Annotated in this window: 24 protein-coding genes; 6 read left to right on the forward strand and 18 right to left on the reverse strand. The window is 69.9% G+C overall.

The window, feature by feature from the left end; genetic code table 11:
* Positions 1-118: 118 nt before the first annotated feature.
* Positions 119-1,570 (forward strand): aldehyde dehydrogenase family protein, encoded by a 1,452-nt coding sequence (locus tag D892_RS0127335; RefSeq protein WP_024804289.1) that lies wholly within the window; start codon positions 119-121, stop codon positions 1,568-1,570.
* Between the two features lie 110 nt (positions 1,571-1,680).
* On the opposite strand, the gene D892_RS0127340 is transcribed toward D892_RS0127335, so the two are convergent.
* The 3 genes from D892_RS0127340 to D892_RS0127350 all read right to left on the reverse strand — a co-directional run bounded on the left by D892_RS0127340 (position 1,681) and on the right by D892_RS0127350 (position 3,724).
* Positions 1,681-2,706, reverse strand: a complete 1,026-nt coding sequence (locus D892_RS0127340; protein ID WP_024804290.1) for a TIGR03617 family F420-dependent LLM class oxidoreductase — start codon at positions 2,704-2,706, stop codon at positions 1,681-1,683.
* 80 nt (positions 2,707-2,786) lie between these two features.
* Positions 2,787-2,936 carry a hypothetical protein gene (locus D892_RS47065; RefSeq protein ID WP_156959705.1) on the reverse strand — a complete coding sequence of 50 codons (150 nt, stop codon included), beginning with the start codon at positions 2,934-2,936 and terminating at the stop codon, positions 2,787-2,789.
* Positions 2,921-3,724, reverse strand: a complete 804-nt coding sequence (locus D892_RS0127350) for an enoyl-CoA hydratase/isomerase family protein (protein WP_024804291.1) — start codon at positions 3,722-3,724, stop codon at positions 2,921-2,923. The genes D892_RS47065 and D892_RS0127350 overlap by 16 nt, the downstream gene beginning before the upstream one ends.
* Before the next feature lie 136 nt (positions 3,725-3,860).
* Between D892_RS0127350 and D892_RS0127355 the strand changes: the two genes are divergently transcribed.
* Entirely contained in the window at positions 3,861-4,766 is a 906-nt protein-coding gene (locus D892_RS0127355; protein ID WP_024804292.1) for an enoyl-CoA hydratase/isomerase family protein, read from the forward strand.
* Between the two features lie 60 nt (positions 4,767-4,826).
* Here the strand turns inward: D892_RS0127355 and D892_RS0127360 are convergent, their stop codons facing one another.
* The 4 genes from D892_RS0127360 to D892_RS0127375 form a co-directional block, all read right to left on the reverse strand.
* A complete protein-coding gene (locus tag D892_RS0127360; RefSeq protein WP_024804293.1) occupies positions 4,827-5,945 on the reverse strand; it encodes a serine hydrolase in 1,119 nt (372 codons plus the stop codon).
* Between the two features lie 72 nt (positions 5,946-6,017).
* Positions 6,018-6,860: an AraC family transcriptional regulator gene (locus tag D892_RS0127365; protein WP_036567518.1), complete on the reverse strand. Its 843-nt coding sequence runs from the start codon at positions 6,858-6,860 to the stop codon at positions 6,018-6,020.
* An 18-nt stretch (positions 6,861-6,878) separates the two neighbouring features.
* On the reverse strand, positions 6,879-7,304 hold the full coding sequence (locus D892_RS0127370) for a VOC family protein (RefSeq protein ID WP_024804295.1): 426 nt from the start codon (positions 7,302-7,304) through the stop codon (positions 6,879-6,881).
* A gap of 114 nt (positions 7,305-7,418) precedes the next feature.
* Positions 7,419-8,189, reverse strand: coding sequence for an SDR family oxidoreductase (locus tag D892_RS0127375; RefSeq protein ID WP_232236185.1), 771 nt, complete (start codon positions 8,187-8,189; stop codon positions 7,419-7,421).
* A gap of 167 nt (positions 8,190-8,356) precedes the next feature.
* Between D892_RS0127375 and D892_RS0127380 the strand changes: the two genes are divergently transcribed.
* The gene (locus tag D892_RS0127380; RefSeq protein WP_198037003.1) at positions 8,357-8,905 is read left to right on the forward strand and encodes a TetR/AcrR family transcriptional regulator; all 549 of its coding nucleotides are present in this window, start codon (positions 8,357-8,359) and stop codon (positions 8,903-8,905) included.
* Positions 8,906-8,917: 12 nt separating this feature from the next.
* On the opposite strand, the gene D892_RS0127385 is transcribed toward D892_RS0127380, so the two are convergent.
* From D892_RS0127385 to D892_RS0127405, 5 genes are all read right to left on the reverse strand, one after another.
* Positions 8,918-9,739, reverse strand: a complete 822-nt coding sequence (locus D892_RS0127385; RefSeq protein WP_024804298.1) for a class I SAM-dependent methyltransferase — start codon at positions 9,737-9,739, stop codon at positions 8,918-8,920.
* A complete protein-coding gene (locus D892_RS0127390) occupies positions 9,736-10,206 on the reverse strand; it encodes a GbsR/MarR family transcriptional regulator (protein ID WP_024804299.1) in 471 nt (156 codons plus the stop codon). The genes D892_RS0127385 and D892_RS0127390 overlap by 4 nt, the downstream gene beginning before the upstream one ends.
* 135 nt (positions 10,207-10,341) lie before the next feature.
* Positions 10,342-10,668: a hypothetical protein gene (locus D892_RS0127395; RefSeq protein WP_156959706.1), complete on the reverse strand. Its 327-nt coding sequence runs from the start codon at positions 10,666-10,668 to the stop codon at positions 10,342-10,344.
* A gap of 427 nt (positions 10,669-11,095) precedes the next feature.
* Complete coding sequence (locus D892_RS0127400; protein WP_024804301.1) at positions 11,096-11,677, reverse strand: alpha/beta-hydrolase N-terminal domain-containing protein; 582 nt, start codon at positions 11,675-11,677, stop codon at positions 11,096-11,098.
* 148 nt (positions 11,678-11,825) lie between these two features.
* Positions 11,826-12,734, reverse strand: a complete 909-nt coding sequence (locus D892_RS0127405) for a LysR substrate-binding domain-containing protein (protein WP_024804302.1) — start codon at positions 12,732-12,734, stop codon at positions 11,826-11,828.
* Between the two features lie 93 nt (positions 12,735-12,827).
* On the opposite strand from D892_RS0127405, the gene D892_RS0127410 reads away from it, so the two are divergent.
* Positions 12,828-13,493 (forward strand): O-methyltransferase, encoded by a 666-nt coding sequence (locus D892_RS0127410; protein WP_024804303.1) that lies wholly within the window; start codon positions 12,828-12,830, stop codon positions 13,491-13,493.
* 33 nt (positions 13,494-13,526) lie between these two features.
* Here the strand turns inward: D892_RS0127410 and D892_RS0127415 are convergent, their stop codons facing one another.
* The 6 genes from D892_RS0127415 to D892_RS0127440 all read right to left on the reverse strand — a co-directional run bounded on the left by D892_RS0127415 (position 13,527) and on the right by D892_RS0127440 (position 20,761).
* Complete coding sequence (locus tag D892_RS0127415) at positions 13,527-14,216, reverse strand: cysteine hydrolase family protein (protein WP_024804304.1); 690 nt, start codon at positions 14,214-14,216, stop codon at positions 13,527-13,529.
* Positions 14,217-14,406: 190 nt separating this feature from the next.
* A complete protein-coding gene (locus D892_RS0127420) occupies positions 14,407-15,216 on the reverse strand; it encodes an SAM-dependent methyltransferase (RefSeq protein WP_024804305.1) in 810 nt (269 codons plus the stop codon).
* A gap of 388 nt (positions 15,217-15,604) precedes the next feature.
* Positions 15,605-17,224: an ABC transporter ATP-binding protein gene (locus D892_RS0127425; RefSeq protein ID WP_024804306.1), complete on the reverse strand. Its 1,620-nt coding sequence runs from the start codon at positions 17,222-17,224 to the stop codon at positions 15,605-15,607.
* The gene (locus D892_RS0127430; protein ID WP_024804307.1) at positions 17,221-18,093 is read right to left on the reverse strand and encodes an ABC transporter permease; all 873 of its coding nucleotides are present in this window, start codon (positions 18,091-18,093) and stop codon (positions 17,221-17,223) included. The genes D892_RS0127425 and D892_RS0127430 overlap by 4 nt, the downstream gene beginning before the upstream one ends.
* Positions 18,090-19,109 (reverse strand): ABC transporter permease, encoded by a 1,020-nt coding sequence (locus D892_RS0127435; RefSeq protein ID WP_024804308.1) that lies wholly within the window; start codon positions 19,107-19,109, stop codon positions 18,090-18,092. The genes D892_RS0127430 and D892_RS0127435 overlap by 4 nt, the downstream gene beginning before the upstream one ends.
* Positions 19,106-20,761 (reverse strand): ABC transporter substrate-binding protein, encoded by a 1,656-nt coding sequence (locus tag D892_RS0127440; RefSeq protein WP_024804309.1) that lies wholly within the window; start codon positions 20,759-20,761, stop codon positions 19,106-19,108. The genes D892_RS0127435 and D892_RS0127440 overlap by 4 nt, the downstream gene beginning before the upstream one ends.
* A 110-nt stretch (positions 20,762-20,871) precedes the next feature.
* Between D892_RS0127440 and D892_RS0127445 the strand changes: the two genes are divergently transcribed.
* Together D892_RS0127445 and D892_RS0127455 are read left to right on the forward strand one after the other, a co-directional pair.
* The gene (locus tag D892_RS0127445) at positions 20,872-22,263 is read left to right on the forward strand and encodes an LLM class flavin-dependent oxidoreductase (protein WP_024804310.1); all 1,392 of its coding nucleotides are present in this window, start codon (positions 20,872-20,874) and stop codon (positions 22,261-22,263) included.
* A 174-nt stretch (positions 22,264-22,437) separates the two neighbouring features.
* Positions 22,438-23,610 (forward strand): aminotransferase class I/II-fold pyridoxal phosphate-dependent enzyme, encoded by a 1,173-nt coding sequence (locus D892_RS0127455; protein WP_198037004.1) that lies wholly within the window; start codon positions 22,438-22,440, stop codon positions 23,608-23,610.
* Positions 23,611-23,624: the final 14 nt, after the last annotated feature.

Here is a 23,624-nt window from a genome sequence, read left to right on the forward strand (position 1 = left end):
GGCCGGCCGACCTGAGTTTCTCGATCGAAAGATTTCCCGCATGACCACGAATACCGGGCAACGGCGCGATGGCCACGAAAAGAACTGTTCGGCAGAGGAACTCGCGGAACCGGCCGAGATCCTGGCGCTGCAACGACGGGCCTACCGGCAGGAGGGCCCGCCCTCGGCCGCCGTCCGCCGGCACCGGATCGACCGCCTGCTCGCCCTGGTTCTGGACAACCTCGACGCGTATGTCGATGCGCTGTCCCGCGATTTCGGCACCAGGTCCCGCACCGGAATCCTGTTCGCGGAGATCATGGGCATGCTCTCGACCATCGAGCACACCCGCTCGCATATCGGCGCGTGGATGCGGCCCCGCAATCCCAAGCCGGTGGCCCGGCTGTACGGGATTCGTGCCCGGGTGCAGCCCACGCCGCTCGGCGCGGTCGGCATCATCGGGCCCTGGAACTTTCCCCTGCAGCTGGTCGTCGTGCCGGCGGCGGCCGCGTTCGCCGCGGGGAATCGGGTCATGATCAAGATGTCCGAGATCACCGCGCACACAGCGGAACTCACCCGATCGCTGGTTCCCGAATATTTCGATCCGGCGGAGCTCGCGGTGGTGACCGGCGGCCCGGACGTGGCCGCCGCCTTCGCCGAGCTGCCGTTCGACCATCTGTTCTTCACCGGGTCGACGCGGGTCGGCCGGCTGGTGCAGCGGGCCGCCGCGGCGAATCTGGTCCCCGTGACACTGGAACTCGGCGGGAAGAATCCGGTGGTCGTCGCGCCCGATGCCGATATCGCCCGGGCGGGCGCCCGGATCGCGCGGGCCCGGATGGTCAACGGCGGGCAGGTCTGCGTGAGCCCCGACTGTGTCTTCGTTCCCGAGAGCCGCATGGACGCCTTCGCCACTGTGGTGCGCTCGGCGTTCCGCGACACCTTCCCGGTCATCGCCGCCAACGACGACTACACGGCCTGCGTCGATGCCGCGAACTACGACCGCGTGCTGTCCCTCCTCGACGAAGCGCGGCGCCTGGGCGCGCGGGTGGACCACATCGCCCCGCCCGGCGAGGCACTGCCCGACCCGGTTTCGCGGAAGATCCCGCCGACCATCGTCCGTGACGTCACTCCCGGCATGCGGATCGCCACCGAGGAGATCTTCGGCCCGGTCCTGGTCCTGCGCCCGTACACATCCCTCGCCGACGTCATCGACCACCTCGGCGACCAACCGTCCCCGCTGGTCGCCTACTGGTACGGCCCCGGCGGCCCCGACTTCCGCGCCTTCATCCGGAACACCCGCAGCGGTGGCGTCTCCCGAAACGACTTCGCCCTCACCATGTTCCCCGAGGCCGCCCCCTTCGGCGGCGTAGGCCACAGCGGCATGGGCGCCTACCGCGGCAAGGCGGGCTTCGACACCTTCACCCACTACCGCACGGTCGTAGCCACCGACCTCCCCTTCGTCATCACCGCCCGCGCCGCCCCACCGTTCGGCCCGCTGCTCCAGCGCCTCATCGCGATCGCCCTGCGCACCGCCCACCGCCGCACCCGCCGCCGCCTTGCGACCGGGCCGCCCACCCGAACGCCCCAGCAGTGAGACTCGCGTCCGTTCGAGAGAACGATTCCCGTGTCACCTCGAGTGTGCAGGAGTGACGGGGATCCGCGTGTCGCCCGCAACTTGTGCGCGTTCGGGGCTGTGCGGGCGGGTCAGGCGGGTGGGGGAGGGGTGGACCGCAGGGCTGAGACCAGGGCGGTGACGTCGGCGGGGGCGGGGGTGTAGCCGGGGAAGTAGCAGCAGATCTCGGATGCGTGCGCGCCGTAGCGTTCCCGGATACCGGCGGCGCATTCGTCCGGGGTTCCGGCCACGGCGCAGGTGCGGACCATCGGTTCGGTGATCAGGGCGCGCATTTCGGCGTACTTCCCCCGCTTGGACAGGTCGTTGAGTTCGGGCTGTAGGTCGCCCCAGCCCTCGGCGTCGAGGACGGGGCGGTACGCCGGGGTGGATCCGTAGAAGGCGATCAGGGTGGCGACACCGTCGATGGCCGCGGCGAGATCGGCCCGGGTGCGCCCGACCGCCACCATGGCTTGCGCGACGACCCGGAACTCGCTCCGCTGCCGATTCGACCGTCGCAGGCCCTCATCGATGGCGGGCACGGTGCGTTCCGCGAAGTGGCGAGTGCTGTTGAACGGCATGGCAAGCAGGCCGTCGGCGACTTCGGCGGCCTTGCGCGTCATGACCGGGCCCAGCGCGCCCATCAGCACCGGCGGCGGGCCGAACGGATTGGGCCCGGGGCTGAAGGTGGGCGGCATCAGCGTGTGGGTGTAGTAGTCGCCGCGAAAGTTCAACGGCGCCCGGCCCTCCCACGCCGCGAAGACGGCCTTGACGGCGGCCACCGATTCCGCCGTCCGCGCGGCGGGCTTGCCCCACCGGCTGCCGTAGCGCTTCTCGATATGCGGCCGGATCTGCGAGCCGAGTCCGAGCCGGAACCGCCCGCCGCTGTACATCTGCAGGTCGTAGGCCGAATGTGCCAGGTGCACCGGGCTTCTGGGGCCCGCGATCGCGACGTTGGTCATCAGCTCGAGGTCGCAGGCACCGGCGGCGGCGACGAGCGGAAAGAATACGTCGTGCGGCCCCTCGAACGAGAACATGCCGTCCGCCCCGGCGGCCGCGATCTCTCGCACGCTGTCGTGGACGCGGCTCGGCGAACCCTCCACCTGCAAATGCACCTTCACCAGCATCCCGTCCTTCCGGCGAGCCGCGACCGTCGGCCGCGAAGATCGTCCTGGACGATTCACGGCACGGCGAATGCAGCTTACCGGCCGCGCCGGGCGAGATCGCTCAGCTCATGCCACGTGTGCCGGCGCTCGTCGAACTCGGTCGCCCGGGAATCCGGTTGCAGGGCAAGCGTATCGGTGACTCGTAGGCTCGGTGCACGGGCGGTGCGGCTCATCGGCACTGCCATTGTGGTGTCCTCTTCTCGACGAAGGCGCGCGGTCCTTCCAGTGCGTCCTCGGTGCGGGTGACGCGTTCGCGGAAGGATTCGGCGAGCATTTCGGCCTCATGGAGCGGCAGGTCGAGGCCCTTGAGGATGGCCAGCCGGGTGCCGCGCACGGCCAGGGGCGCATTGGAGTTGACGGTGTCGGCGATTTCGTGTGCGCGCTCGAGCAGCCGGTCGTGCTCGACGATCTCGGTGATCATGCCCAGGTCGTAGGCGCGTTGCGCGCTCATCCGCTCGTGTTTGCCCAGTAGTGCCATGCGCAGCGCCACCGGCCGCGGCAGCACCCGGGCCAGGCGGACCACCTCGCGGCCGGCCACCAGGCCGATGCTGACGTGCGGGTCGAAGAACGTGGCGCGGTCGGAGGCGATGACGATGTCTCCGGTGGTGACCCAGTCGAGTCCTGCGCCGCAGCACAGTCCGTTGACCGCGGTGAGGACGGGCTTGGCCATGCTGCGGAACGGTGGGGTGCCTTCCTGGGGTGCCTCCCACTGTTCGTAGGTGGACAGGTAGGGCCGTTCGTTGAGTACCTTGCCGTCGCCGGGGATGGCCTTGACGTCGGCGCCGGTGCAGAAGGCGCGGCCGGTGCCGGTGACGACGAGGGTCCAGACCTCGTCGTCGTTCTCGGCCTCGGTGTAGGCGGCCCGCAGTTCGGTGATCATGTGCGGGCTCAGCGCATTCAGCGCGTCGGGGCGGTTCAGCGTGATCGTGGCCGTGTGCCCGTCGACGCGGTAGGAGATGGAGTCGAACGGCATGGGGTTTCCTTCGGGGGCGGTCGTCGGAATGGCAGGGGCCGGGCCTCGCACCGGCCGAGGCGTGCCGCTGTGAACACTATACTGATATAGATACAGTATAGAGTACCGTTAGTTCGAACGAAGAAAGGTCACGCCGATGACCAGCTCCAGTGCCGCCGACGGACGCGTTCGCTACGACGAGGATCCGGGTCGCCGGATCGTCACCCTCACCCTGAACAACCCCCGGCAGCGCAATTCCTACGACGCCGAGATGCGCGACGGCCTGGCCCGCTACCTCGATCGCATCGCCGAGGACGACGACATCACGGTCGTGCTGTTGCGCGGCGCCGAGGGCGTATTCAGCACCGGTGCGGACATGAACAACGCGTACGGCTGGTACGGCGAGCGCGCGAACGGCGACCGGCCCGCGAAAAGCCGTCCGAGCCAGCGGAGGCGGCTGACGGTGGACCGCAAGTCGTTCGGCTTCTACCACGATCTGCTCGGCTTCCCCAAGGTCACGGTCGGCGAGATCAGTGGTTACGCGCTGGGCGGCGGGTTCGAGATGGCGTTGATGACCGATATCTCGGTGATCGCCCGCGACACCCGGATCGGCATGCCCGCCACGCGTTTCCTCGGCCCGGCACTCGGCAGCCTGCACATGTTCTTCCACCGCCTCGGCCCGGTGCTCGCGCGCCGGCTGCTGCTGACCGGCGACATCATCGAGGCGGGCGCCGTGGAACAGCTCGGCGTCTTCACCGAGACCTGCGCGGCCGCCGCGGTATCCGCGCGGGCGCGGTACTGGGCGGAGAAGGCCGCGAAGATGCCGGCCGACGGCGTCGTCATCGCGAAGGAGGCGTTCCGGCTCGTCGAGCAGAGCCAGGCGTACCAGGGCGAGGAGGTGGCGAGCTACCTGTTCCACGCGTTCGGGACGAACCTGCAGTTCGCGCCGGGCGAGTTCAACTTCGTCAAGACCCGCGCCGAACACGGCACCAAGGAAGCATTCCGGCTGCGCGACGAGCATTTCCATGTACCGGAACCGGCCCCGGAGCCGGAGACGCGGTAACGCGGCCGGGCCGGCGCAACCGGCCGGTCGTCGAGCGTTTGGGCGCCGGCCGATGCCGGATCACCCGCACCACACCAGCCGGGTGAGCGCCTGGAGCGCGCCGTCGATGGGGTGGGGCTGCGGCTTCCCCGCGGAGTCGAGTTTGTTCCAGCGCTGGAGGTTCACCGCGACGGACATCTGTCGTGTGCCGTCGGCCCTCGTCATGGACACCGCTCCGCCGCCCCACACGGAACCGTCGTGGCCCCAGTAGGTGCCGTGCCCGGGCACCTCCGTCCGGTGCAGGCCGAGGCCGTAGTCGAGTGTCTTCCCCTCGAACGAGATGACCGGAACGGTGCGCTGCATCTGTGCCAGCGAGGACCGGCTGACGACCTCGCCCGCGAGCAGCAGGCCGTAGAAGCGGTTCAGGTCCGCGACGGTCGATATCAGCGACGCCGCCGGCCCCACCCACGACATGTCGTAGACGCTGTAGTCGCGCGGCGGGTCGATCATGCCGAACCACGCCTCGTAGTGCAGTGCGTGCGGTCCGTCGACATGCGGTCCGGCCGGAAGTTCGGTGTCCCGCAGCCCGATTCGCTCGATGACGTTGCGGGTGACGTATTTCTCCGCCGAGGTGCCGGTCACCGACTCCAGGAGCTGGCACAGGAGAAGATAATTGGTGTTCGAGTAGATCCCCGGCGTGCCGCCCGGTTTACCGGAGGCCGGCGCCGAGACGCCCATCTCGATCAGCTCGGTCGGGTGGAATCGGGTGAATCGGTGGGCGTCCAGGCTTTCCGGTGTCGTATCCGCCAGGGCGGGGAAGGCCGCGAGCGACGGGTAGGCGTGCGGAAGGTATTCGGCGAGGCCGCTGGTGTGGTTGATGAGCATCCGGACGGTGATCGCCGCGCCGCGTTCGCCGGGAACCAGCCGGGGCAGGTAGCGGCCGATCGGTGTGTCGAGCTCGATTTCCCCGGCGTCGACCAGTTGCAGGACGGCGGCGGCGGTGAACGTCTTGGTGATGCTGCCGACCCGGTGGCGCATATCGGCCGTGACGGGGCGGCCGGTGGCGACATCGGCGAATCCGGCGGCGCCGCGCCAGACTTCGCCCTTGTCGCGCACCTCGGCGAAGAGGCCGGGCATGCCCGCGTGATGTACGGCCGCCAAGGCGGTCTGTAGCGCTGCGCGGTCGAGGGTGTCGGTCACGGCGCGTGTCCTCTCGTCGATAGGGTGCGGGCCTCGGCTGCCCCGCGCTGAACACCACTATCGACGGGCAGGTCAGGCGCGGTATTGGAAGAATTTTCCCCAGGCCCCGTACCGCTGCCGGGCGATGGCGGGCCGGTAGTGGCCCGCGAGCGCGCCCGGCGTGTGGTCGGTGAAGATCGACACGTCCCGGCACAGGTGCGCCTGATCGGCGTACCCGCAGTCCGCCGCGACATCGGCGGCGGGCCGGCCCGCGAGCAGGCCGTCGACCGCGTGCCGGAACCGCACCAGCATCGCCGTGCGCTTGGGCGTCAGGCCGATCTGCGATTCGAACCGCGCCCCCAGCCGTTTACGGCTCCATCCGACGGATTCGGCGACCTCGCCGATCCGGACTCGGCCGCGGGAACCGAGTATGCGGTCCCAGCCGGCGAGCACCTCCGGGTCCGGGGACCGCATCACCCTGTCGCACTGCGCCAGAAACGATGTCGTCACTGCGAAGCGTTCGTCCCAGGTGCCCGCGGCGGCGAGTCGCTCACGCAGCCGCCGGGCCCGCGAGCCCCACAGGTCCTCCAGGGCGACGGCGCCCCGGCCCAGATCCGTTGGGGGAACGCCCAGCAGTGAATACGCCCGGAGCGGTGACAAGCGCACCTCGATGCATTCGGTCCGCTCGCTGCGGATGCGCATGGCCTCGAGGGGAAGCCCGACGACGAATCCGCCCAGCGCCCGCCGGCCGGTGGCATCGTCGATGATCAGCTCACGATCCCCGAACCCGATCAGCACGGTGACCGCCGGCGCCCCCGCAACCCGGAGGTCCAGCCCGCCGCCGCGGTATCCGATCATCGCGGTGCCCGGCGGCGCGGCATCGGCCGGCCCCGCGAAATCCCACGCGGTGTCACCGCTGACGTCCACAGGTCCCACCCGTTCAGGCTACGGAACTCACGCGCTGGTCCCGGAGCGCGGCGTCCGGTCGGCGAACTTCTCGATGGCCTGCGCGGTGACGGGCGTGAAGAGGTTGACCAGGTTGCCGTCGGGATCGCGCAGCAGCAGCGACCGGTTGCCCCAGGGCATGGTGGTGGGCTCGTTGACGAAGCCGTCGACCACGGTCCGCAGCCGCCGGTATTCGGCGTCCACGTCGGGGACCAGGAACTCGAGGATGGCGGTGTGGTTGTCGGCCGGACGCGCACTGCCCTCCGCGAACAGTGCCACCGTCCGGGTGCTGCCGATCGCGAGCGTGCCGGCCGGGGTGGAGACTTCGGCGAAATCCGGTGTCGCCCAGTCTGCTTCGATCTCCGTCACCTGCTCGTAGAAGCCGACCAGGCGCTGGATGTCGCCGGTGATGAGGCGGATCGATACGAGGTTCATACGGCTGCTCCTTCTGTCGTATGCGACGGACACGTTCCGTCGGCTCCCGCCACGGTAGAGCCGATACCGGACAGATTCCGCCCGGTATGGATGCGAGAATTTCCCCATGACGCGTCAGTTCTGACGGGTCGGCCGGATGGTCAGGTCCCCGATTTCGACGCCGTCGGGCTGGTCGATCGCGAAGGCGATCGCCCGCGCCACCGCGGCGGGGTCGATACCGAGTTCGGCCATGGTGCGCTGGGTCTGTTCGCGCACGGCGGGATCGTCGACGGCGTTATCGATGAGTTCGGTGCGGACGTAGCCGGGGGAGATCGATGTCGTCCGCAGGACACCGTCGGTGCTCTCCTGTCGCAGGCCCTCCAGGAGGGTGCGCACCGCGTTCTTCGTCCCGGCGTAGACCGCTTGGGTGGGAACGATTTTCAGGCCGGCGGTCGAGACGACGGTGACGAGATGGCCGCTGCCCTGGCGGCGGAACACCGGCAGGGCGGCGGCGATACCGTGCAGGATCCCCTTGACGTTCACGTCGACCATGGCCGACCAGCCCTCGACGTCCAGGTCGGCCACGGTGCTGATCCTGGTGAATCCGGCGTTGCCGACCAGGACGTCCAGCCGGCCGAACCGCTCGACCGCGACGTCGACGAGCGACCGGAGGTCGCCGGGGTCGGTGACGTCCACGCGCACGGCGGCGGCTCGCCCACCGGCGGCCTCGATCTCGGCGACCAGCCGGTCCAGCCGGTCGGCGCGGCGCGCGCCGAGCACGACGGCCGCACCGAGCGCGGCGAGGTGGCGAGCCGTCGCCGCACCGATTCCGCTGCTGGCGCCGGTGATCGCCACGACCTTGCCCTCGATGCCCTCGATACCTGACATGCCCGCGATACCTGACATGATCGATGTCCTTTCCGGAGTGGATATGCGCAGGTCGGTCCCCGGCCTACAGTAAAGTGGGGGCGCCACCACTTACCTCAGGCTAAGTGGGGGTGCCTCCGTTTAGCAAGTCGAGGGACCGGAGAGGGGAATGGCGACCGCCGATGGCCGGCAGTACACAGCGCCCGTTGCGGGCTGACGCACGGCGCAACAGAGACAACATCCTCGCGGCCGCGGTGCGCGTGTTCGCCGACGCGGGGCTGGACGCGCACCTGGAACGCATCGCCAAGGAGGCGGGCGTGGGCAGCGCCACCCTGTACCGGAACTTCCCCACCCGGGAGGATCTGATCGAGGCGGTCTACCGCAACGAGGTGGCCCAGCTGTGCGACGCCGTCGCCGGCCTGCTCGAGTCGAAGCCGCCCTTCGAGGCCCTGCGCGCGTGGACGCGACTCTTCCTGGACTACGTGACCGCCAAATTCGGCATGGCCGACGCCTTGCGGGCCATCGCCGCCGCGGGGAACAACCCCTACGGCCACAGCCGGGAGATGATCCAGGCCGCCATCACCACCCTGATGGACGCGTGCGCGGCCGCCGGGGCGATCCGTGCCGACATCGGCCCCGCCGACCTGGGCGCCGCCCTCGAAGGCATCGCCCTCACCTCGGCCGGGGCCGAACACAGGGAACGGGCCGAACGACTGCTCGACCTCACCCTGGACGGGCTGAAGTCCCGCCCGTGAGGTCGTCCCCGCTCAGAATTCGAAGCGGTTCAGGACGTCGTAGTTTCCGGCCGGTGTCGCATGCATCAGCCGATACATCCAGCGCAGCGGGGTGGCGGGAATTTTCTCGTAGCCGGCCAGCGCCGAGGCCCGTTCGAGGAAGCGCAGCCGCGCGTCCCAGCGCTCCAGCTCGCGTGCGTCGCGGGGGCCCCACTTGACGATGCCCTTGCTGAAGACCTTCGACAGGCGCGGCCCCACCGGCGACAACGTGTCGAACAGAAGTTCTCCGTGTGGGAATCGTTCCGTCAGGCGGTGCAGCAGTGCGCGGACCTCCGGCTCGGGGAGGTACATGAGCAGGCCCTCGGCGACGATCAGCGTGGGCCGGTCGGTCGGGGTCCGGTCCAGCCAGGCCGGGTCGGTCACCGACGAGCCGATCATGCGGTAGCCGTCGCGATCGCTGTACAGCTTGCGGCGCAGCTCGATCACGTTCGGCTGGTCCACGTCGAACCACTGCACACCGGGTGGTGGAGCCAGCCGGAAGGCCCGGGTGTCCATGCCGCATCCGAGATGCAGCACAACGGCATTCGGATGGCGGCTCAGGAATTCGGCGCTCCACTCGTCGAGGCGTGCGGCCCGCAGGGCGACCAGCCACTGGTTCGCCGCCGGCTGCATGTAGCGGTGCATCCGGCGCCAGTCGTAGTCGATCCGGTCCACCGCGTCCGCCGCCGCGTGGTCGCCGAGAACCGGTTGCGGCGAACGGCTTTCGCAGGCCCGCAGGTACAGCGTGCCGAGGTTCGTCCACTCCACCGAACCCCACCGCACGTCGCTGAAATCGACCGTGTTCGTCTGCGTCATGTCTGCCTCCTGGACTCGCGGTAGGTCGTCCACCGCCGCATGAACTCGTCCTGAAAGTCCTGTACGAGGAACTGGTAGAAGTCGCGCAGATCCCGGAGTCGTTCGCGCTGTTCCGGGCGCTCCTCGCCCAGCACGGACAGCCCGAACTCCGCGGCGTCGATACCGATCTGCATCCGGGCCAGCTGGGCATTCATCACGCTGGTGAACCCGCCCGGTGCGACCCGATAGGTGTGCTGACGGTTCGTGCTCGGCAGCCGCTCGACCAGGCCGCCGTCGTGCAGCTGGCGCGCCACGGTGCTGACCGAGGCCTTGCTCACCGACAGTGCGTCGGCCAGCTCGGTCAGCGACTGCTGCGGCGGATCGCAGATCAGCAGCCATCCGTAGACCCGGCCCATCGTCCGCGACCCGCCCGTCATCTGGAAGAACAGGCCGAGACGGTCGACGAACTCGGACTCCTCCGGCGACACCGGCACCTCCGTATAGAACGTTCAGTATGAACTGAACGAACTATACATCGATCGGAGCCCGGCCGGCGCCGCACTCGATGCTGCGCTTCGGGCGTCCGAGGAGGTCGCCGCGGCGGTGGAGTTGCTGGCGTTCGGCTACCCTCGCCCGATCAGGCGGTCCCACACCGCTGCGGCGGTCTTGCGTTGTCTGCCAGCGGATTTCGTGGATTCTGGGTCGGTGATCATGGTGTTCGCCGATGGCCGGGTATCGGGGCGTCTCATTTCGGCGCGGCCCGGGGCGGCGACCGCCGGCCACGCCGCCTGGCCCGAGCGGTGCTCGGTGACGATCGGTAACCGGAGGGTCGGTTCGTCGTCGGTGCGATCCAGGTCGGCGCGCAGGTGCGCGAAGAACGCGTCCAGCGACCCGTAGCGGGCGGTCACCTCGTCCATGAAACCCAGCGCATCCGATCGTGAACCCCGCACCACAACTCCCTCATCCGATTCCGCCCGCACACAACGACTTCCGCACCCACAAGCGCCGCGGCGCCGGTGGGAGAGCCACCTTCCTCGGGCGGCCCTCCCACTCGTATCCGCCGCCACCGTCCCGGGCGGACACTGCGGCTCCGGTTCCGGGACCATTCGTGCCCGGTGGCGCACAGGCACTCTAAAGCCACTGCGGTCCCATACAGCAAATCACTGGCGAGTCGCCCGGCGTGTCCGTCTTCGGACGGGAGATGCCGACCTACGGCGAATGAATTCGCTGTGAAAAGGGCTGGAAGAACGCCTCTTCCGAGTCGAACCGCGGATCGACCGGATAATGCCGTGGTGGCGGACCGCGATCACCCAGCTACCGTAAGAACGGAAGCCTGTGGATGCTCGGCAGTGCGCGCTCAGGGGTTGCCGCGCGGGCTCACCGGACGGCGATGAGCCCGAGGACGCCGACGATCGTCGTCACCAGCAGGACGGCGGACACCGTCGTCCCGAACCGGCCGAGCTTCCGTGCGATCCCGCGTGCCGCGCGCCCGACGCCGACCAGCACCGCGGCGATCACGGCGGCGCCGAGGAACCACCGGAACCAGTGCTCCGGGCCCGCCGGGGCCGCGCCCATCGCCGCGTGCAGGCTGTCCTGCCGGTGCGTGGCGTTGGTGACCGCGGCGGTGACGGCGAGCCCGCCCAGCAGCACCAGCGGCCTGCGGTGATGTCCGAACCGCTGGTCGACATCGATCCGCCAGCGCCCGAGCAGGCTGCGCAGCATCCCGCCGACGCCGATGGCGAACGCCGCGAGGACGCCGGTCAGAATGGCCTGCGAGGCGGAGGTGCGCGACAGCGCGAACGGCAGCAACGAGATCACGACGGCCGCGGTGACCGCCACGACCGTGCCGACCCGCGGCCGGGCCCAGGCCAGTAAGGACCACCGGCGAGTCGGGGGCTGCGGCTCCGCGTCCCGCCCGTCGGAAGCGGCGTGCGGGGACTGCGCTGTCGTGGCACTCATCCGGTAACTCCTCGTCCCGGTGTCGGTGGCACCGCCCGGGTTCGCCGCACACTCCGCCACGGGGCGGTGGTGCGCGGTATTGCATTTGTCACGGACGACGAAGGTAGACCATCGTCGCCGTCTTGTCTTATCGGCCGTTCCGGCCTTGTCAGCCGTCGACTCCGTCGAGGACGGCAGCGCGGACGTGCTGTCGTAGCCACCGGTGCGCGCCGTCCGCATCGTGGCGCGGGTGCCACGCCATGCTCAGGTCCACGGTGGGCAGGGGCAGCGGAATCTCGAACGCGCGCAACCCCAGCGACTCGATCGTACCGCGGCCGAACCGGCCGGCGATCGTGCCGACGAGGTCGCTGTCCCGCAGCAGGAACAGCGCACTCGCCGGACTCGGCGCGCACGAGACGACCCGGCGGGTCAGCCCGTGCTCGGCGAGCAAGTTGTCGATCGGTCCGGTCAGGAGGCCGCGGCGGGAGAACACCACATGCTCGGTGGCGGCGTACCGGGCCGGGGTGACCGGCGCGCTCAGCAGCGGATGACCGGCACGCGCCACGCCGACCATCCGCTCGCGCAGCAACGGCTCGATATGGGTCTCCGGTTCGGCCCGCCGGATGCTGCCCAGCTCGAGGTCGACGCCGCCGTCCCGCAGCGAATGGGTGTCCTCGTGACTTTCCGCGGCGAAATGCAGTGTGACGGCCGGCGCCTCCGCATGGACCCGATGCAGCAACCGGTGCCCGACGCCGCCGAACATCAGGTCGCCGATCTGCACCGAGAACGTGCGGCGCAGCGTCGCCGGGTCGGGCTGCTCGGGCGGCGTGAACAGCCGGCGCGCCTGCTCGACGAGGTCGTGCACCTGGCTCTGCATGGTGAGCGCCCGCGGCGTCGGCACCATGGTGCGGCCCGCCCGCACCAGGATCGGGTCGTCCAGGAGGCGCCGCAGCCTGGCGAGCGTGCGGCTCATCGCGGGCGGCGAGGTGTGCAGCCGGAGGGCCGCACCGCCGACGCTGCGCTCGTCGAGCAGTGCGTCGAGGGCTAGCAGCAGATTGAGGTCGAGGCTGGATTCCACTTCTGATAACTCTTCCTTACCGAACATGCACTGGAGTGCAATTCGGTTCGAGCATACGGTGAACTCGTCAGCGAATCGACGGAAGGAACAACCATGACATCGACCCTGCGCTCCGAACCGATTTCCGGTGTGCTGCAACGGTTGCTGGCCGCCGAGCGGGAGCAGGACGGGCGCGTGGCCGCCCCCCTGGGACCGGCCGCGGACATCTTCGATCTGGACATCGCCGCGCGGGCGGAGACGTTCCGGGACGTCTACATGTCGGTGTCCGAGACCGGTGGCGAACTGCTGTATCTGCTGGCCCGGGCGACCGGCGCGCGCACGGTGGTCGAGTACGGCACCTCGTTCGGGGTGTCCGCGATCTACCTGGCGAGTGCGGTCCGGGACAACGGTGGCGGGCTGGTGATCGGCACCGAACTACAGGCGGACAAGGCGTCCGCGGCGCGGGAGAACTTCGCCGCGGCCGGTGTGGCCGACCTGATCGAGCTGCGGGAGGGTGACGCGCTCTCGACCCTGGCGGATGTGGCCGGCCCGGTGGATCTCGTGCTGCTCGACGGCTGGCCCGACCTGGCCCTCCCCGTCCTGCGCGTGCTCGAGCCGGCGCTGCGTCCCGGCACGCTGATCCTGGTGGACGACGTGGACGTGGACTTCGGCCGCGACATGCACGGTGCGGTCCTGGCCTATCTGGCCGATCCGGCGAACGGCTACCAGTCGATGAAGCTGCCGGTGGGGGACGGCGTTCAGGTGGCCGTGCGCCTCTGACGCCGCTGTCATCCGCCGTGTACCCGGGGGGATTCAGTGGGGTGCGGGCGGGCCGGGCCGTTCGGTCCAGTAGTCGGGGTTTCGGCCGTAGTCGGGGGTGGTGTAGGCGCGGTCCCAGGATGCGTTGCCGGACAGGAGTTCTCGCCAGCCCGCCACCTCGACGTAGAGGACGCGCATCGAGTTCAGGGCGCCGTGGTGCAGGTCCGGGCCGTCGGTGGTGACGGCGTCCTCGGCGACGGCGACCTCGTAGTTGCGTTCCAGGGCGCCGCGGACGGTGGCCTCGACACACACGTTGGTCTGCAGACCGGCCACCAGCAGCCGTTGGGCGCCGAGGGATCTCAGTACGGGATCGAGTTCGGTGTAGGCGAAGAAGCTGTGCCGCGTCTTGTCCAGCACGAGGTCGCCGGGGCGGGGCGCGACGGCGTCCATGATCTCGGTGCGCCATTGCCGCTGCTCCGGCGACAGCGCGGGCAGCCGGTCGCGGCGGGCGTGCAGGTGGCGGGCGGCGCGCGGATTGGTGGCCAATTCGCGGGCGGGACTGGAGGTTTGACGCGAATACAAGACGGGAATTCGCGCCGTGCGTGCGGTGGCGAGCAGGCCGGCGCATTCGACGACCACCTCGTCGAGCCGCCAGATCGGCGGCCAGCCGAGCGCATCGCGGAGCCCGTCGTCGGCGATGTAGCCGTTTTGCATATCGATCATCAGGACAGCGAGATCGGGCATGGTGATCGTCTCCTCGCAACCGCCGGTGTCGGTTCCATGGTGACGCGTTCTCGGCGTCCGTGGTGCGGCTCGTGCGCCGGCCGCTGTGGCTGATGCTGTGGCGCCGGCCTTCGCGCCGTTGCCGGTGGTGCAGCCGCCGCCGATCGGCGGTGTGCCGGCCCCGGTGACGGTTGCCGGCGCCCGCCGCGGATCAGGATTCCTTTATTCCCACGGCGCCAACGTAATTGGCCCGCTTCGCCGCGTCCTCGTCGACGGGGTCGATCGGCCGCCACGCCCCGACCGGCACGATCCCCGGCTCCAGCAGCGTGTAGCCCGCCATCAGGGCGGCCACGTCGTCGATCGTGCCGAAACCCGCTCCGGGAGTGTTGGTCGTCCGCATCACCGACAGGACCCGCTCCTGCTCCGCCAGGCTCAGCGTCAGACCGACCGCGTGCGAGATGCCCAGTGCGCTGCCCGGACAGCAGGCGTCGCGGTAGGCGGCCGTCAGCTCGACCGGGTCGACGTCTTCCAGCAGGTCCAGTACGGCCATGGCGAGAATGCCGACCGGCCGGGAGAAATCCAGCAGGTCCGCCACGCCCGGAGCCTCCAGCACGCTGCCGACGTCACGGAAGTCCGCCCAGGTCATCGTCACTCCCGGCAGATCCGCGAGCATCTTGTTGGCGTACTCGACGGCGACGGGCTCCCGCTCCACGTACGCGATCCGGGCTTCGGGGTAGTGGCGCAACGCGATCTCGTGCGGGTTGCCCACCGTCGGTGCTCCGGATCCCAGATCGAGGAACTGGTCGATGCCCCTCTCGCACAGGACTGTTACGGCACGTCCGATGAACCCGCGGTTGGCGCGCGCCCAGGCGCGGCTGCCGGGCATGCCGTCCGGGATCGCCTCCGCGGCGTTGCGGTCGATCTCGAAATTGGCGCCGCCGCCCAGCACATAGTCGTACATCCGGGCGATGCTGGGCGTCTCCATGTCGATGGTCTCGTCCAGCTCATACCGGTGATCCATGCCGTCTCCTTCGAATTCACCTGTCGGCCATCCGCTCTCGACCGGCTCGCCTGCCGGCGTGGTCATCCCGGCCGGTGCGCCCGGTCGGTATTCGGGCATGGCCCGCGTGCGTGCCGGTCCCGAGGAACGCTACCCGGCAACGACTCGGCACGGGAAGTTCGGGAACTGCCGCACGGCGGTGCCTCAGCGGCCGCCGACCCGTAGGTGCGGCGCGAATCGTGGAATCGTCGAGGGGCTGGCACGAGCGCTCCCGAACCGGAAGTATGCGGCACGTCCGCGTATCCGGTCCGCCGCGCCGGCGGCCTCGGTGGGCAACCCGCGCGTTCGGAGGCGGAGTACTCGTTCACCGCCGCAGTGCGCGAGGTTCGTCCGGCGCCGCTCCGCTGATCTACGCGGCGGGCGCCCGGGCCGCCGTGCGGGGGATGGCATCGAGCAGGGTGCGGGTGTAGGGGTGCTCCGGGCGGTCGAAGACCCGGTCGGCGTCGCCGCGCTCGACGACGACACCGTCCTTCATGACCAGGATCTGGTCGCTCATGTGGTGGATGACGCCGAGGTCGTGGGAGATGAAGACCAGGGCGACGCCCGTCCGGGCCTGCAGGGTGGTCAGCAGGTCCAGGACGCGGGCCTGGACGGAGACGTCGAGGGCCGAGACCGGTTCGTCGCAGACGATCACCGAGGGGCGGCCCGCGAGGGCGCGGGCGATGGCGACGCGCTGGCGCTGGCCGCCGGACAGTCGCAGCGGCCTGCGGTCGCGGACCGAGGGGTCCAGCTGCACCTGGGCGAGCAGTTCGTCGATGCGTTCGTCGCGTTCGGCGCGGGGCACCCCGGCCGCCTCGACGGCGTCGCGGAGGATGCGCCACACGGTCCAGCGGGGATCGAACGAGCTGAGCGCGTCCTGGTAGATCACCGAGATCTCGTGTCGGCGCGCCCGTTTGGCCCTGTCCGGCAGCTCCGACCACGGCGAGCCGTTCAGTTCCACCGTCCCGGAGTCGGGGCGCAGCAGGCCGAGCACCATGCGGGCCGTGGTGGTCTTGCCCGAGCCGGATTCGCCCACGATGCCCAGGGTGGATCCGGCGGCGAGTTCGAAGCCGACATCCTGCACGCCCGTGGGCTGTTCGTGGCCGTGAGCGGGGAAGATCTTGCGCAGGCCGCGGGCCACGAGCGCGGGCGGGGCGCCGGGGGCCGGGGCAGCCGCGGGGGCCGGGCGTGAACGATCCACCAGCAGTGTGCCTTTGGAGATCCCGGACGGGATCGCATCCAGCAGCGACCGGGTGTACTCGTGCCGCGGCCGGTCCAGAACCTCGGCGGCACTGCCCGTTTCGACGAACTCGCCGCCCCGCATCACCGCGACCCGGTCGGCGAGCCGGGCGACCACCGACAGATCGTGGCTGATCAGGACGATGGCCTTGCCGCGCCGCTTGGCGTCGGCGAGCACATCGAGGATGCGGGCGGCCACGGTCGCGTCCAGCGCGGTGGTCGGCTCGTCGGCGATCAGCAGCGGCGGATCCATGGCCAGCGCCGCGGCGATGAGTGCGCGCTGGCGCAGCCCGCCGGACAGTTCGTCCGCCCGCTGCCGGGCCCGCAGCTCGGGCTGCGGCACGCCGGCCAGCCGCAGCAGCTCGATCACCCGGGCCCGGCGGGTGGCGCGGGTGCCGTAGCCGTGTGCCGACAGCGCCTCCTCGATCTCCCGGCCGACCGGCCGCAGCGGGTCCAGGGATACCAGGGCGTCCTGGAGAATGAACCCGATATTCTTGCCGCGCAGTCGTTTCCACTCGCTCTCGCGGCTCGGCAACGCGGTGCCGCGGAACTCCAGCGCCTCGGCGCGCACGGTGGAGCCGGGGCCGGTGAGGCCGATGAGCGTGCGTGCGGTCACCGACTTCCCGGACCCGGATTCGCCGACGATCGCCAGGCACTCGCCGGGATCGACGGTGAACGAGATCCCGTGTACCACCTGCCGATCCCCGAATCCGATGCGGAGATCCCGTGCGCGCAGCAGCGGTTCGGTCATGCTCGTCCTTCTCCTCGTCGTTCGGCGTGGCGGCCCAGGGTCGTGGCCGCCAGGGCGATCACCACGATCACCAGGCCGGGGAACACCTCGAGCCACGGGGCGCGGGTGAGGTACGTGCGACCGGCGTCGAGCAGCGCGCCCCATTCCGGTGCGGGCGGTGGCACGCCGAGCCCCAGAAACGCCAGCCCCGACGCCCACACGATGGTCTGGCCGACGCCCAGCGTCGCGATGATCGCCATGGGCCGCAACGCGTTCGGGACGATGTGCCGGCGGAACACCCGGAACCGGGAATGCCCGAGCGCACCGGCCGCCTCGACGTACGGCGAGCCGCGCACGGTGAGCACCTGCCCGCGGATGATGCGCGCGTACCCCGGCGAGACACCGATCCCGACGGCCACGATCAGGGTGGTTCGACCGGGGCCGAACACGCTGACCAGCAGCAGCGCCAACAGAATCGCGGGGAAGGCGAACAGCACCTCGACGACCCGGTTCACGACGGCGGCAACGGGTTTCGGCGAGAGTCCGGCGGTGAACCCGAGGAGCGAGGCGAGGGCGAGTGCCACGGCGGTGGCGCCGAGCCCGATCAGCAGCGACTCCCGGGTGCCGTGCACGATCCGCGCGTAGAGGTCGCGGCCGGACAGGTCGGTGCCGAACGGGTGCGACCACGACGGTGGCGACAGCACATTGCCGAGATCGACGGTGAACGGGTCGCTCGCCAGCACGCCGGGCGCGATCGCGGCGACGGCCGCCACGAACAGGACCGCGGAGGCCGCCACGACCGTCGGCGGCGGAAGCCGGCGGGTCCGCGTGGCAGGGCCCTTCGCACCAGGTGCGTTCGTGACATCCGGACGTGTCGCGGCGGTACTCATGCGGCCGAAATCCTCGGGTCGACAACGGTATACAGGAAGTCCACCACCAGGTTCGCCAGCACGTACACCGTGGCGATCGCGACGACTATGCCGCTGACGAGCGGCACGTCCCGCGACTCCGCGGCGGCGACGAGAGTCTGCCCGATACCGGCCCGCGCGAATACCGTCTCGGCGATGACGGCGCCGCCGAACAGCGCGCCCATCGCCCATCCGGAGATGCTGAGCGCGGGAATCAGGGAGTGGCGCAACACATGCCGGAACCGGGTCGCGGTGTCGCCGAGCCCGCGTGCCCGCGCCGACAGCACGTGCGGCTGGTCCAGCGCGCGGGCGAACTCGGCCCGCGTGACCTGTCCGAGGAATCCGGACAGCGGGACGGCGAGGGTGAGCGCGGGCAGCACCAGACCGCGCGGGCCGGAGCCGCTCTCCACCGGGAACCAGCTCAGCTCGATCGCGAACACCACCAGCAGGATGACGCCGAGCCAGTAGTGCGGCAGCCCGGCCGCGACGGTCTCCAGCAGGTTGGCCGGCCCGGCGAGGGGACCCCGGCGGCCGGCGCCGAGCATGGTCGCGGTGATCACGATGAGCCAGGCCAGCGCCAGCGCGGTGGCGGTGAGCACGAGGGTGGGCGCGATCTGGTCGAGGATCACCGACAGCACCGGCTCCTGGAGTTGGTAGGACGTGCCCAGGTCGCCGCGCAGCAGCCCGCCGAGATAGTCGAGATACTGCTGACCGAGCGGATCGGTGAAGCCGTATTTCGCGTTGACCGGCGCGAGCTCGTCGGGCGTGCGGTCGCGGCTCTGTCCGGCGGCGAGGTTCAGCAGCAGCGTCGCGCGGTCGCCGGGCGCCAGGGCCTGGAGCAGGAAGGTGGTGGTGGCCGCCGCCCACAGCACCAGCGCGGCCCCGGCGATCCTGCCGGCCCACGCTGTCGCGGTGCGCCGGCCCGGCCGCCGTCGCGCGGGTTGTCCGAACTCGCTGGAAATGTCTCCATCGCTGGAAATGTCGGCAGTGGTGGTCATTCGACGAACCTCGCATCGGAGAAGACCGGCTCGCCCTGGGACTTCTCGATCCACACGTCCCGCAGCCGGGGCGCCACCGCGATCGACGTGGTCTGGGTGTAGAGGCCGATGGCGGCTGCCTGGTCGGAGATGATCCGTTGGGCCGCCGAGTAATAGCGCTGCCGCTGCGCCGGATCCGTTGCGGCGTTGCCCTGTTCGATCGTCCGCTGGAGTTCCGGATCATTGTAGTATGCGGTGTTGTTGGGGTTCGGGCTGTTCGGGAGGCGCTGCCGCCAGTTGATGTGGAGCAGGCCCGGGGTCGGGCTGGTCCAGTAGCCGACGTAGCCGTGGTAGGTGTCGGCGGGAGCGTACTTGCCGCCGAAATGCTCGCTCTGGGTGGCGGGGACCAGGCGCACGTCGAAACCGACCTCCCGCGCCTGTTGCGCCATATCCTGCAGGACCGCCGCGCCCTCCGGGCCCACGATCGCGCCGGCCGCGTAGATCAGCGAGATCTCCAGCGGCTTACCGTCTTTCAGCCGGATTCCTCGATCGTCGCGCCGGGTCCACCCGGCGTCGTCGAGCAACCGGTTCGCCCGGGCGGGATCGTAGCGGTAGGCGTCGTCGAGGGCCGGGTCGTAGTCGGGGGTGCTCCGGCTGAGCGACCCGTTGCCGTTGTAGGGCACCACGCCGAGGAACGCTCCGCGCACCGCGGCGCGGCGGTCGGCCGACCAGGCGAAGGCCCTCCGCACCCGCACGTCGTCGAACGGCGCGCGGGTGACGTTGAGGCTCACGGCGTTCGGGCGTCCGCCCGTAATGTACTGGCGCAGCTGGAACCTGGTGCTCGCATCCGCCCAGTCGACCACCGGGACGTTGTAGATGACATCGGAGGATCCGCTGGTCAGCGAGCCGTACCGGAGTACCGGATCCTTCAGGAATTTCCAGATCACCTTCTCGACATACGGTGGCCCCTGGTGCCGTGCGTTCGCGGGCGCGGAATTGTAGTTCGGATTGCGGACGAAGGTGATCGCCCGGTTCCTTTCCCATTTCTCCAGAACGAACGGCCCCGACCCGACCGGCGCCGTGCAATTCGCCTCCGGACCACGGGCCAGCGCCGTGGGCGACTGGATTCCGAAATAGCCCTGGCTGAGGACGGTCAGCAGCGGCTCGTAGGGCGACTTCAACTCCAGCCGATAGGTGAAGTCGTCGAGAACCCGGCCGGCGGAGAAATACGGACCCAGATAGGCGGTCACCGTGGAATTCTGGGTCTTGGTATCGAGGTAGGTGTCGAAGTTGGTTTTCACCGCGGCGGCGTCGAGTCGGGTGCCGTCGGTGAACCGCACATCGCGGCGCAGGTGAAAGGTGTAGGCGAGACGATCGGGGGAGACGTCCCAACCGGTGGCCAGCCAGGGCACGACCGTGCCCTCGTCGGTGAGCGACACCAGGTTGTCGAGGTATTGCCGTGCCAGATAGGCGTTCTGGACCCAGCCCGCATGGGCACACGGCGGTTCCTGTTCGTGCCCGTACTCGATCACGCCGCCGTCGACCGGACGGCCGGTTGCCGCAGGCACGCCGGTGGCCCGCCCGTCGCCGGTGCGCGGCGCGGCACAGGCCGAACTCGCGACCAGTACACCTATCGCCGCCACAGCCAGCACGACCCGACCCCGCACCCTCATCACTCGCATCGGGCCCGAGTGTGCCCGGCCGATATCCGTAGCTCAGCTGTTTCGATCATGCAGGTTTTATCCGGTGATCGTTCAGTGGGTCGCGTCGTAACCTTCCGTCCATGAGTGTGCCCCTGAGGTTTTCCGCGTTTGTGATGAATACCACGTCGCATATCCTGCACGGCGCCTGGCGGCTGCCGGACGCGCGGCAGACGGATTTCCATTCGCTGGAACACTGGGTGTCGCTGGCGAAGACGCTGGAGCGCGGGCGGTTCGACTACATATTCTTCGCCGATGTCGTCGGGCTCTACGACGACTATCGCGGCTCGTGGCAGAAATTCGTCGACAGCGGGTTGCAGATACCCAGTAACGACCCGCTGGTGCTGGCCTCGGCGCTCGCCTACAACACCGAGCATCTCGGCATCGCGATCACCAGCTCCATCCTGCAGGAGCACCCGTTCGATTTCGCGCGCAAGATTTCCACGCTCGACCACGCCTCGAAGGGGCGGATCGCCTGGAACATCGTCACCAGCCTGTCGGGGAATGCCTGGCGCAACTTCGGATACGACACCATCACCCCGCACGACGAGCGCTACGAGTGGGCGCAGGAATACGTCGACGTCGTCTACAAGCTGTGGGAGGGCTCCTGGGACGACGACCCACTGGTGCAGGACAAGGCGTCGGGCGTGCACGCCGATTTCTCGAAGGTGCACAAGATCCACCACGACGGTAAGCGGTACCGGGTGGAGGGGCCGCATCTGGTGGCGCCGTCACCGCAGCGCACACCGGTGCTGTTCCAGGCCGGGTCATCCTGGGCGGGAAGGCGTTTCGCGGCCCGCAATGCCGAGGCACAGTTCATCCAGTCGCCGAGCCCGGCGGCCGCGAAGGCGCTGATCGACGACACCCGCAGGCTGGTCGCGGAGGCGGGGCGGCGGCCGGAGGATCTCCAGTTCTTCCAGGGACTGTCGTTCGTGGTCGGCAGCACCGAGGAGGAGGCGCGGCGCAAGGCCGAGGAGCTGGACGAGGTGATCGACCCCACCACGATGGTCGCCCACGCGGCCGGCGGGCTCGGCCACGATCTCGGCTTCTACGACCTCGACACACCGATCGGCGAGATCGAAACCGAAGGCACCCGAAGCACTCTCGCCTGGCTGCGGGAGGCGGTGCCGGACCGGGAGCCGACGGTGCGGGATCTGGCGAAGCTGCGCAGCCGCAACGGGCGCATCGTCGGCACCCCGGAGGGGATCGCCGACGCGCTGGAGCGGTGGCGCGCGGCGGGCATCGGCGGGGTGAACGTCGTCAACGCGACCATTCCCGGCAGCTACGAGGAATTCATCGACGAGGTGCTGCCGGTGCTGCGGCGGCGCGGGCTGGCGCAGCACGAGTATGCCGAGGGCACGGTGCGGCGCAAGGTCACCGGCCGTGACCGGCTCCCGGACAGTCATCCGGCGGCGGCCTACCGCGGCGCGTTCGGTAAGGCCGAACTCGACCGCGCCGCGACCGTGGCCGGGTGACGCGTCCGCCCGGACGTCAGAGTTTCGTCACCGTTTCGGGAGGCTTCCCGCGCGGCATCGTGGGTCATGATCGTGGGGCCCGGTGTTGCCGCTGGCGAATCTCGCCGACGCGGTGTCGGTGCGCGCCTGCGCCGAATCCGGGCGCCGATACCGTGCGCGTCAGGAGGAGTGAAGGTGGCGACCGTCGCCGAGCGGGTTCAGGCCCGGATCGAGCGTTTCCGCAGCGACCGGGTGACCGATGCCGGGGGAGCGGGCCGATTCCTGCACGGACGTCCCGCCCGGCCCGGTGACATCGTGCTCACCAGCAACGACTACCTGGCGCTGGCGAGCGAGGGCCGCATTACCCGCGCGACGGCCACGGCACTGGGCCGGGACGGGGAGCGGTCGCCCGCCGACGTTCATCGAAAGCCGTTGGCGCACATGCTGTCCGAGCACATGCATGCCGGGTCGGGCATCGTCTGCCAATCGGGCTGGGCCGCGAATACCGGTCTGCTGCAGGCGATCGCCGACACCGAGACCCCCGTCCACATCGACGAGCAGGCGCACATGTCGCTGCGGCACGGTGCCGTCGGGGCGGGAGCGTCCGTGCACACGTTCCGGCACAACCGCCCCGACCACCTGCGCGATCAGCTGCACCGGCACGGTCCCGGCATCGTCGCGGTCGACGCGATCTACAGCACCAGCGGCGGCCGCAGCCCGCTGCCCGAGCTGTGCGATGTCGCCGACGAGACCGGCAGCGTGCTGGTCGTCGACGAATCCCATTCGCTCGGCATCGACGGCCCGCACGGCGAGGGCGCGGTGGCGGCGCTCGGTCTCGCGGACCGGGTGCCGTTCCGGACGGCGAGCCTGGCCAAGGCGTTCGCGGGCCGCGCCGGATTCATCGCCGTGCGCAGTCCCGATTTCGTCGGCTATTTCGAACAGGCGTCGTATCCGGCCGTGTTCTCCTCGGCGCTGCGCCCGCACGACATCGCGGGCCTGGCCGCGACGGTGGAGGTGATCCGCGCGGCGGAGGATCGGCGGGCACGCCTGCGAGGGGTCGCGGATGTCGTACGAAAGGAACTGGGCTCCTTGGGTTTCGATCTGGAGGGCTCCGACAGCCAGATCGTGTCGGTGCCGACCGGACCGGAGTCGAGGGGTCTCGCGATCCGGTCGGTCCTGGAGCGGCACGGGGTGCTCGGTGCGCCGTTCTGCCCGCCCGCCACGCCACCGAACCGATCGCTGATCAGGTTCTCCTTACACGCGGCGTTGAGCGATGCCGATATCGACCGGATCATCCTGGCGTGCACCGAGGTTCGCGACCGATACGGTGCGACCGCACCGGACCGGCGAGTGCTGGGACGAGGCTGACCGGCACCGGCGCC

The organism is Nocardia sp. BMG51109 (assembly GCF_000526215.1).
Lineage (GTDB): Bacteria > Actinomycetota > Actinomycetes > Mycobacteriales > Mycobacteriaceae > Nocardia.

What these genes read in the sequence shown, in the direction of transcription:
- D892_RS0127440 (WP_024804309.1), bottom strand. Translation starts at nt 20,761, where the DNA reads ATGAGGGTGCGGGGTCGGGTCGTGCTGGCTGTGGCGGCGATAGGTGTA.
- D892_RS0127445 (WP_024804310.1), top strand. Translation starts at nt 20,872, where the DNA reads ATGAGTGTGCCCCTGAGGTTTTCCGCGTTTGTGATGAATACCACGTCG.
- D892_RS0127415 (WP_024804304.1), bottom strand. Translation starts at nt 14,216, where the DNA reads ATGCCCGATCTCGCTGTCCTGATGATCGATATGCAAAACGGCTACATC.
- D892_RS0127350 (WP_024804291.1), bottom strand. Translation starts at nt 3,724, where the DNA reads ATGCCGTTCGACTCCATCTCCTACCGCGTCGACGGGCACACGGCCACG.
- D892_RS47065 (WP_156959705.1), bottom strand. Translation starts at nt 2,936, where the DNA reads ATGGCAGTGCCGATGAGCCGCACCGCCCGTGCACCGAGCCTACGAGTC.
- D892_RS0127420 (WP_024804305.1), bottom strand. Translation starts at nt 15,216, where the DNA reads ATGGATCACCGGTATGAGCTGGACGAGACCATCGACATGGAGACGCCC.
- D892_RS0127410 (WP_024804303.1), top strand. Translation starts at nt 12,828, where the DNA reads ATGACATCGACCCTGCGCTCCGAACCGATTTCCGGTGTGCTGCAACGG.
- D892_RS0127375 (WP_232236185.1), bottom strand. Translation starts at nt 8,189, where the DNA reads ATGTCAGGTATCGCGGGCATGTCAGGTATCGAGGGCATCGAGGGCAAG.
- D892_RS0127385 (WP_024804298.1), bottom strand. Translation starts at nt 9,739, where the DNA reads ATGACGCAGACGAACACGGTCGATTTCAGCGACGTGCGGTGGGGTTCG.
- D892_RS0127425 (WP_024804306.1), bottom strand. Translation starts at nt 17,224, where the DNA reads ATGACCGAACCGCTGCTGCGCGCACGGGATCTCCGCATCGGATTCGGG.
- D892_RS0127400 (WP_024804301.1), bottom strand. Translation starts at nt 11,677, where the DNA reads ATGAGTGCCACGACAGCGCAGTCCCCGCACGCCGCTTCCGACGGGCGG.
- D892_RS0127430 (WP_024804307.1), bottom strand. Translation starts at nt 18,093, where the DNA reads ATGAGTACCGCCGCGACACGTCCGGATGTCACGAACGCACCTGGTGCG.
- D892_RS0127370 (WP_024804295.1), bottom strand. Translation starts at nt 7,304, where the DNA reads ATGAACCTCGTATCGATCCGCCTCATCACCGGCGACATCCAGCGCCTG.
- D892_RS0127435 (WP_024804308.1), bottom strand. Translation starts at nt 19,109, where the DNA reads ATGACCACCACTGCCGACATTTCCAGCGATGGAGACATTTCCAGCGAG.
- D892_RS0127355 (WP_024804292.1), top strand. Translation starts at nt 3,861, where the DNA reads ATGACCAGCTCCAGTGCCGCCGACGGACGCGTTCGCTACGACGAGGAT.